Consider the following 8,945-nt stretch of genomic DNA (forward strand, 5'->3'; position numbering starts at 1 on the left):
CTGACGGGCTCGGGCGGCAGGTTCGAGACGTCGATCGTCGGCGCATTGGCCGCGGGATCGAGGCCGAACATGTCGGCTGCGCGTTCGAGGAGCGAGGGCGGGCGCTTGACTTTGCGTTGATCGTTCATGTCATCGTCCCCCGTCACGCAACCATGCCGCGCTGGATAAATTCGGCGACCAGCAGCAAGGCATAGAGGCCGACCAGCGCGCCCCCGCCGCTCGCCAGCCAGACGAGCTTCTTGCGCCGTTCGACATGGCGTTCGGGCGTTATCACCTCGGTGATCGAGCCGATCACCGGCAGGCCGCTCGCGCGTTCGAGCTTGCTCGCGGTCGCATAGCTGGTGCGCACCTGGCCAAGGCCGAAGGCGACGCCGATGCCGCCGCCGATCCCGGCGAGCAGCACGAGCGTCAGGAACAGCGGCCGGTTGGGCGCCGCGGGGCTGGTCGGCTTCGACGGCGGATCGAGCAATTCGATCTTGATCGCATCGGTTCCGGTCTGCACCTCGCCGCGCATGCGGACCTGCTCGCGCTGGGTGAGCAGCTTGTCATATTGCGCCTTGAACGCGGTATATTCGCCGTTGATCCGGTCATATTCGGCGGCGATGCCGGGGTTCTGGATCTGCTGCGACGTGATGCGCGTGATGTCGCCGGTCAGTTGCGCCTTGCGCGCCGACAGCGCACTGACCGTCGCTTGGCGTTCGGCGCGCATCGCGGCGAGCGAGGCATAGGCCGGATTCTGCGAATTGCCGCCACCGCCGGCGCCCGTGCCTTCGCGGTCGGCCATGGCTTTCAGCGACGCGATCTGGCTCTTCAATGCGATGACATCGGGGTGCGCATCGGTCAGGCCGCGCGCGCGCATCGACGACAGCTCGTTCTGCGCGCCGGCAAGCTGCTGGCGCGCGACACCGCCGCCGGTGGCATTGAGCCCCGGCACGTTGATCGTCGCCGGGGTCGAGGAAAGCTGGCCATTGGCGGCCGCAAGCTGCGCCTGCGCCGAAATGAGCTGCGAATCGATCTGGCTGAGTTCGGCGCGCGCGGCGTCGATGCGCTGCGCCGGCGAGCCCGAACCGCCAGGGATCAGGCCGATATTCTGCGCCTCGAACGCGCCGCGGCGCGCTTCGACCTCGCGCAACGCCTTTTCGCGGTCGGCGATCTGGGCATCGAGGAATTTCAGGCCCTCGCGCGCATTCATCCGGCCACCGCGCAGCTGGTCGTCGCGGAACACGGTGATCAGGCTGTCGAGCACGCCCGACGCAAGCTTGGCATTGTCGGCGTCCGACAGGCTGCCGACCCCGACGCTCGACGTGATTTCGAAGATATTGTCCTGCTGCGGGATGATCTTGATGCTCTTTTGCAACATCCCGACCGCGCCCGCCTTTTCGCGCTCGTTCGCGCCGGCGGGCAGCAGGCCGGTGGTCGCGGCGACCTTTTCCATGTTGCGCGCACTGGTCAGCGTTTCGCGGATCTGGTCGATCTGGGGGCGCCCGCCGCCGCCCGCTTCGTCGGGAAGGATTTCATTGGTGTCGACGAGCAGCCGCGCGCGGCTGTCATAGCGATTGGGGATCGACGCGATCGCCAGCCAGCCGAGGATGCAGATGCCCCACGCGACCGCCAGCACCAGCCACCGGCGCGTCCAGACGCTGTGCAGCGCCACCCGGAATTCGTCGTAAAGGCTGTTCATCGCGTCGGTTCAATCCTTGGGAGATGGGTTGGTTGGCGGCCGGCAGGTCAGAACATGCTTTCGGGGATGATGATGACGTCGCCGGGCTCGAGCCGAACATTGGCGCCGATGTCGCCTTTCTTGAGCAGCCGCGCGATCTTGAGGTCATATTGCGCTTGCTTGCCGGTCGCCTTGTCCTGGCGGATCAGCCGGGCGCGGTCGCCCGCCGCATATTGCGAAAGCCCGCCGACCGCGATCATCGCGTCGAGCAGGGTCATGTTCGCCCGATAGGGCAAGGAGGCCGGCTTCTCGGTCGCGCCGACGACGCGGATCTGCTGCGAGAAGGTGCCCTGGAACTTGTCGACCATCACCGAGACGAGCGGGTCTTCGATATATTGGGTGAGCTTGCCCTTGATGTTCTCGGCGAGCTGCGCCGGCGTCTTGCCCGCGGCCTGGAGATCGCTGATCAAAGGCGTGGTGATCCGCCCGTCCGGCCGGACCTGGACCTTGGCGCCAAGCTCCGGGTTGCGCCACACGAACACGGTGAGCTCGTCGAGCGCGCCGATCATATAATCTTCGCCGGGAGCGCTTTCCTCGCTGAGGTAGGTCGCAGGCGGCAGCATCTTGCCGCTCCGCGCGGTGGAGGCGCAGCCAGTCAGCCCGAAGCTGCCGATCGCGGCGATCAGAACCAGCTTGAACGTCACAGATCCGCGCATCCACCAATCTCCTTGCACTCAGACGCCGCGCGCAACGGGAAGCCGGGATGGCCAGCGAGCGCGCACTCTTGGCATGGCTATCGGCGAAAGAGGTAAAATTACGGTTAGGAACAAGCGCTATTTGGGACGCGTCCCGCTTTGGGACCGGCGCCTGCGAAGGGGTTAATTATCCGTAATTACGGCGTTAATCGCGCCGGCCGGAGCATCGCCGCTGCGCGCTTTGCTCAACCGCCGCCGACCGCCATTTCGAGCGCAGGCTGCTGGTCGAGGAACGCCTGGGGGCTTGCCGTGAGGCCGTAGGCACCGGCCATGAACACCGCGACCAGGTCGCCAACCGCGGCCGTTGGTATCATGACGTCATCGGCCAGCCGGTCGAGCGGCGTGCACAGGCAGCCGACGATGCTCGCTTCCTCGCTCGCGGGCTCGCTCCAGCGGGTCGCGATCGCGACCGGATAATTGCGCCGCACCACCTGGCCGAAGTTGCCGCTCGCGGCGAGCTGGTGATGCATGCCGCCATCGGTGACCAGGAAGATTTTGCCGTGGCTGAGCTTGCGATCGACGATTGTCGTCAGATAGACGCCGCATTCGCCGACCAGCCAGCGGCCGAGCTCGATCGCGAACTCGGAGTTTCGAAGCATCGCGTCTCGCCCTTCGAGCGCCGCGGCGAGCGCCGTCGCCACTTGCTCGACGTCGAGCGGCTGCTCGCCGGCGAAATAGGGGATGCCGAAGCCGCCGCCGAGGTTGACCAGCGGCGGAGACGCACCGATCGCCTTGGCAAGGCTGCCGGCGAGCTCGATCGTCGCCCGTTGCGCATCGATCAGCGCCTCGGCGCTGAGCGCCTGCGACCCGACATAGATATGGAAACCGCGCCATTGGGCGCCGGACTCTATGATCCTGCGCACCAGATCGGGCACTCTTTCGGCATCGACGCCGAACGGCTTGGCGCCCCCGCCCATGCGCATGCCCGAGCCGCGGATCTCGAAATCGGGATTGACCCGCACCGCCAGCCTGGGGCGGAGGCCGAGCTGCTCGCCGATCGCGATCGCGCGTTGCGCCTCGCCTTCGGACTCGACGTTGATCGTCACGCCGGCTTCGATCGCCGCCGAAAGCTCGCCTGAGCGTTTGCCCGGGCCTGCAATCGAGATCGTCGCGCCTTTGCCGCCAGCCCGCAGCGCGGCCAGCATCTCGCGGCCAGAGGCGACATCGAGCCCGTCGACACGCTTCGCAATATACTCCAGCAATTCCGGATAGGGATTTGCTTTCATTGCATAATGAAGTTTCACCGCTGCCGGCATCGCCGCCCTGAAGCGAGCGATCCGCCGAGCGATCAGATCGAGATCATAGACGAACAACGGCGTGCTTCCCGCTTCGGCGACGAGCGCGTCGACCCGCCGGCCGCCGATCGTCAGCACGTCGCCGTCGCCGGCAAAATCTGCCGGTATCGCGCCCATCGGCTTGCTCACGCCATCATCTCGCTCTTCAGCCTTTCGCGATCGAGCTTGCCGTTCGGATTGCGCGGCAGCTCGTCACGCCAGACGATAGACGCCGGCTGCATAAAATTCGGTAACTCGCGCTTGAGATAGGCGCGAAGCGCATCGTCGCGGCCGGCAGCGCCATTGCCCAGGGGCGCATTCCCGCCGGGCCGCGCGACGAGCAGGATCGCCTCGCCGACGCGATCGTCGGGGATCCCAAGCGCGACGGCCTCGGCGACCAGTCCGCTCGCGATCGCCGCTTCCTCGACCTCGGTCGGGCTGACTCGATTGCCCGAGGTCTTGATCATCGCATCGTCCCGGCCGACGAAATAGAGCAGCCCTTCGGCATCGCGGCGGACTCTGTCCCCCGACCAGACGGCGATGCCGCCGGCGAGCGCACTCGGCGGCGCCGGCTTGAAACGCTCGGCGGTGCGCGCCGGATCGTTCCAATAACCCTTGGCCACCAGCGGCCCGGCATGGACCAGCTCGCCGGCCTCGTCGTCGGCGGTAATCGTCCCGTCCGGCCTTGCGACCATGATTTCCGCGAAGGGAATGGCGGTGCCGATCGAATCGGGATGCGCGTCGGCCAGCGCCGGGTGGAGGTAGGTCGAGCGGAACGCCTCGGTGAGGCCGTACATCAGATAGACGTCGGCGGCCGGGAAGAGCTCGCGCATCCGGCGGACCATCGAGGCCGGCAGCCGGCCACCGGAATTGGTGAGGCGGCGAAGGCTCAGGGCGGCGTCAGCGGGCCATTCCGCCTCGATCAGCTGGACCCACAAGGGCGGCACGCCCGCGAGGGTAGTGACGTCATGACGCCCCACAGCACGGATCACGTCGCGTGCGGAAAGATAATCGAGCGGGATCACGCAGCTCCCCGCAGCCCAGCTCGCAAGCAATTGGTTCTGGCCATAGTCGAAGCTCAACGGCAGCACCGCCAGGGTCCGGTCCGCGGGCTCGAGGCCGAGATAATGGGCAACGCTGACCGCGCCGAGCCACATATTGGCGTGGCTGAGCATCACGCCCTTGGGCCTTCCGGTCGAGCCCGAGGTGTAAAGCAGGGCCGCCAAGGCGTCGGGATCGTGGCTCGAGGCGGGAAGCCCGTCGGGGGTGGCAAGCAGCGCCGCCCGCTCTTCCTCGAGCAGCAGAGCGCAAGTCGGCGGCAGATCGCCGGGCTCGAGCGTCGCCGCGCGCGCCGCGCCGGTGATAAACATCGCCGCGCCGCTGTCGGCCAATATGTGCGCGACCTGCGCGTGCTTGAGCAAAGGGTTGATCGGGACGTGGACCAGCCCGGCGCGCGCGCAGGCGAGCGGGAGCAGACAGGTCAGCCGCGTCTTGGGCAGCCAGCTTGCGATCCTCGCGCCGGCACCCAGGCCGTGCCGCGCCAGGCCTGCCGCCAAGGCGCCGACCTGCCGTTCGAGGCCCGCATAATCGAGCGGGCCTTCACGATCGATCAATGCAAGCGCGCTAGAATCGCCCTTCAGAGTCAGATGATCGAGAGGTTTCGGCGTGGGATCGAGTTCCACCTTCACTCCTGGACGGACGGGTCAAAGCACGAGCGGGAATAGCGCGATGCCGGTCGAGGTGGAACTGTTCGATGATCTGGACGCCGTCGAGCACGACGCGGCGGGTGCGCTCGGCCGCGCCGCGCGCGCTTCTTTGTTCGAGCGGCTCGCCTGGTTCCGGCTGATCGAGCGCCACACGCCGGCCGAAGGCCGCCTGCTCGCGCTGCGTGCGCAAGCGATGGGAGCAAAGGCCTGGATGTTCCTGGTTCTGAACGGAAATCAGGCCCGCTCCTACGCCAATTGGTACAGCCTGCGCGCTTCCGCGGTCGCCGACAGCGGCGAGGCGATGAACGCGCTCCCCGCGGCGCTGCGGCGGCGAAAGCCCGCGCTTGCGCGGGTCGAGCTCTATCCGCTCGAGGCGGCGGATCCGCTGCCGGCTGCCTTCCGTGCGGCGGGATGGCTGACCTTCACGCGGCCGGCGAGCGTCTCGTGGCAGATCGATACCGAAGGGATGGATTTCGCCGCTTATTGGGCGACGCGTTCGTCGCGGCTGCGCAACACCGCCAAGCGGAAGGCCAAGGCGGCGGCGCTCGACATTGCTATCCACCGTCATTTCGATGCCGCGGCCTGGGCCGATTACGAGCATGTCTATCAGGCAAGCTGGAAGCCCGCCGAAGGCTCGCCCGCATTCCTCCGCGCGCTCGCCGAGCAGGAAGGTGAGGCCGGCACGCTTCGCCTCGGCATCGCCAAGCGCGACGGCGAGCCGATTGCGGCGCAGCTCTGGCTGGTCGAGGACCGGGTCGCGACGATCCACAAGCTCGCCTACGCCGCAACAGCGCGCGAGCTCTCGCCCGGGACTGTGCTCAGCGTCGAGATGTTCCGCCACGCGCTCGACGTCGACCAGGTGCGCCGGATCGACTTCGGCACCGGCGACGACGGCTACAAGGCCGACTGGATGGAGCGCAGCGAGCCGCTGATGACGATGCGAGCGTTCAATCCTTCGACCCTTGCCGGGCTGGCCGGGGCGGCCCGCGCCGGGGCTTCCGCGCTTGTCCGCCGTCTCCGGAGCCACTAGAGCGGGCGCCTTCGGTCGGCCTCGGGCTCGAAGCGACCGATCCGGGGGTCGGAATAGATGCAGGGGAATGTTTGTGGCGCTGACTGATGCGGGCGACGTCGATGAAACGCTGAGAGCGGTGCTGATCGACGTGCTCGGCCTCCCGCGCGAGCGGGTGAACGCATTCAACGACAAGAGCCCGCTGTTCGGCGCGCTGCCCGAATTCGACTCGATGGCGGTCGCAGGCCTGCTGACCGAGCTCGAGGAAAGGCTCGGGATCGTGATCGAGGATGACGAGGTCGACGCCGACATGCTCGAAAATTATGGTGCGTTGCTGACCTTCGCGAAGGCGAAGGCGCTGAGGTGACCGCAGGCGGCGATCTTGGCTATGATCGCTACTCGACCCGAAATTGTGACGAATGGCTGATGCGCATCGGCGCCCGCGAGGCGCGGCCATTGCTGTTCGTGCCCCCCTTGTTCGAAGAGATGAACCGGACCCGCGCCTTGCTCGCGGCGACGATGCGAGCGCTTGCGCCGCGCGGCTATTGCTGCTGGCTGCCCGATCTCCCCGGCACCGGTGAGAGCGAGCGCGCGCTCGACGAGATCGGCTGGGAGGACTGGCGCGATGCCGTCAGCGACGCTGCCGCGGCGGTTGCGCTCGAGGCGGGCCGCAGCCCCGCGGTTGCGAGCCTGCGCGGCGGAGCCCTGCTCGACGATGCCGTCGAAACCGATTGTCGCTGGCGCTTCGCGCCGGCGGACGGCGCCTCGCTGAGCCGCGACCTGCTTCGCTCGAGCCTGGTCGCGCCGCAGGACGGGGCGCCCGGGCTCGATCTGGCCGGCTACCGCCTCGGCGAGACGCTGCTCGATACGCTCGCCACGGCCATTCCTGCGCCGCTCGAGCCGCTGCGCGTCGTGCGGCTTGCCAGCGACCGCGGCGATGCCGACTTCAAGCTCGACGGGCCTGCGCTCTGGCGCCGCTCGGAACCGGCAAGCTCACCCGAGCTTGCCGCGGCGCTCGCCGACGACCTCGCCGCCTGGATCGCGCAATGCGACGCCTCCTGATCGTCAGCTGCGAGGGCAGCCAGCTTGGCGCCAGCCTCGACGAGGCGGAAGGCCGCACCGGCGTGCTGATCGTCACCGGGGGCAGCCAGACCAGGATCGGTTCGCACCGCATGTTCGAGCGGCTGGCGAGAAGCCTGGCGCAAAACCATTATTCCTGCCTTCGCTTCGACCGGCGCGGGGTCGGCGACAGCGACGGCGAGGACCCGGACTTTCGCGCCAACAGCCCCGACATCGCCGCTGCCGCGGCAGGGTTGCGCGAGCATTGCCCGCACGTCGACCGGATCATCGGCTTCGGCCTTTGCGACGGCGCCACCAGCCTTGGCTTGTTCGGCGCTGCCGCGGGTCTCGCCGGCCTGATCCTGGTCAACCCCTGGCTGGTCGAGGCCGAAGCCGGCGCGCCTGCCCCCGCAGCGATCCGCCACCATTACCGTCAGCGTCTGATGAGCATCGAGGGCTGGAAAAGACTTCTTGGAGGATCAGTCTCTTACGGCAAGCTGCTGAGAGGCCTGCTGAAGATTGCCAGGCCGGAACCGCCCTCCTCGCTCGCGACCGACGTTGGCGAGGCGCTGCGCCGTGCCTCGCTCCCGGTCGAGCTGATCCTCGCCCGCCACGACGCAACCGCGGTGGCGGCGGCGCACGTCTGGAACTCGACGGACTTCGCCAAGCATTTCGGGACGTTCGAACGCCATGTCACCCAGCTCGAGACGGACTCGCACACTTTCGCCCGGCCAGGCGACCCCGAAACGCTTGCCGCGGCGGTGCTGACCGCGCTGCGGCGGATGGAAGCTGGAGCGGCTTGACGCACTCGCCGGTACGGCGAGGACCCGGCAAGATGGCAGTCTCGCGCCAGCTCCGAAATGAATTAGGTATTGTGTCCCCGAATTCGTGCGCCTTCCCGCAGACTCAATGAGCCCTCAATTCCACGGCATCTGCCGCCGGTAGCTGAGCGCTCCGGCGACATTACGGTAATTCGGGGACACAATACCTAATTCGTGGAAGATGGCAGCCTCGGCACGAGCGTCAAACCTTGAATTAAGTATTGTGTCCCCGGATTCATCCGGATTTGTGAGCTCGCGAGCCTGCAGTCGATTTCCAGCACATACGGCTAACCAGCACCGCGATCGTCAGACCTCCGAGGAAGGATGCCCCCAAGAAGATCAACACCTCAGTCTGAGTTTCAAGAGTTCCAGATTTATCTGCAAGTAATGCAACCACGATTCCGCAGGCACCGCCACCTATCCAAAATGATGCCGAAGTTAGGATGGCAAACCGGGCAAGCCCCATCGTTGATCGTGGTAATAGGCTCCTATAGTTGAGAATTACAGCAACTACGAAAATGACGATACTAAGGCTGCCTCCAAGGATCAGCATCAGCACGCCCGAAAAAAGTGGCCCCATTTGCAAACTCCTGAAAACGGCACAGATGCGCCGCCAAGGTCTAGCTGTGGAGCCTCAATAGGTTGTTCGCATCGAGGCCGA

Annotated in this window: 9 protein-coding genes; 4 read left to right on the forward strand and 5 right to left on the reverse strand. The window is 66.7% G+C overall.

Translation table 11 applies throughout. The annotated features are described in order from the left end of the window. Window positions 1-142: 142 nt before the first annotated feature. The 4 genes from V6M48_RS11205 to V6M48_RS11220 form a co-directional block, all read right to left on the reverse strand. Complete coding sequence (locus tag V6M48_RS11205) at window positions 143-1,681, reverse strand: XrtA system polysaccharide chain length determinant (protein ID WP_332812626.1); 1,539 nt, start codon at window positions 1,679-1,681, stop codon at window positions 143-145. Window positions 1,682-1,728: 47 nt separating this feature from the next. Next, a complete protein-coding gene (locus V6M48_RS11210; RefSeq protein WP_332812627.1) occupies window positions 1,729-2,376 on the reverse strand; it encodes an XrtA/PEP-CTERM system exopolysaccharide export protein in 648 nt (215 codons plus the stop codon). Window positions 2,377-2,600: 224 nt separating this feature from the next. After that, on the reverse strand, window positions 2,601-3,827 hold the full coding sequence (locus tag V6M48_RS11215; protein WP_332812634.1) for a pyridoxal-dependent decarboxylase, exosortase A system-associated: 1,227 nt from the start codon (window positions 3,825-3,827) through the stop codon (window positions 2,601-2,603). Window positions 3,828-3,835: 8 nt separating this feature from the next. Continuing rightward, a complete protein-coding gene (locus V6M48_RS11220) occupies window positions 3,836-5,377 on the reverse strand; it encodes an acyl-CoA ligase (AMP-forming), exosortase A system-associated (protein WP_332812628.1) in 1,542 nt (513 codons plus the stop codon). A gap of 40 nt (window positions 5,378-5,417) precedes the next feature. Here V6M48_RS11220 and V6M48_RS11225 point away from each other — a divergent pair, with 40 nt between their 5' ends. From V6M48_RS11225 to V6M48_RS11240, 4 genes are all read left to right on the forward strand, one after another. After that, window positions 5,418-6,425, forward strand: a complete 1,008-nt coding sequence (locus V6M48_RS11225) for a GNAT family N-acetyltransferase (RefSeq protein WP_332812629.1) — start codon at window positions 5,418-5,420, stop codon at window positions 6,423-6,425. 67 nt (window positions 6,426-6,492) lie between these two features. After that, complete coding sequence (locus V6M48_RS11230; protein ID WP_332812630.1) at window positions 6,493-6,771, forward strand: acyl carrier protein; 279 nt, start codon at window positions 6,493-6,495, stop codon at window positions 6,769-6,771. Beyond that, the gene (locus tag V6M48_RS11235; RefSeq protein ID WP_332812631.1) at window positions 6,768-7,466 is read left to right on the forward strand and encodes a hypothetical protein; all 699 of its coding nucleotides are present in this window, start codon (window positions 6,768-6,770) and stop codon (window positions 7,464-7,466) included. Before V6M48_RS11230 ends, V6M48_RS11235 begins: the two co-directional genes overlap by 4 nt. Then, window positions 7,451-8,266: a hydrolase 1, exosortase A system-associated gene (locus V6M48_RS11240; RefSeq protein ID WP_332812632.1), complete on the forward strand. Its 816-nt coding sequence runs from the start codon at window positions 7,451-7,453 to the stop codon at window positions 8,264-8,266. The genes V6M48_RS11235 and V6M48_RS11240 overlap by 16 nt, the downstream gene beginning before the upstream one ends. Before the next feature lie 253 nt (window positions 8,267-8,519). Here the strand turns inward: V6M48_RS11240 and V6M48_RS11245 are convergent, their stop codons facing one another. Then, on the reverse strand, window positions 8,520-8,864 hold the full coding sequence (locus tag V6M48_RS11245) for a hypothetical protein (protein WP_332812633.1): 345 nt from the start codon (window positions 8,862-8,864) through the stop codon (window positions 8,520-8,522). Window positions 8,865-8,945 lie beyond the last annotated feature (81 nt).

It is taken from the genome of Sphingomonas sp. (assembly GCF_036677245.1).
GTDB lineage: Bacteria > Pseudomonadota > Alphaproteobacteria > Sphingomonadales > Sphingomonadaceae > Allosphingosinicella.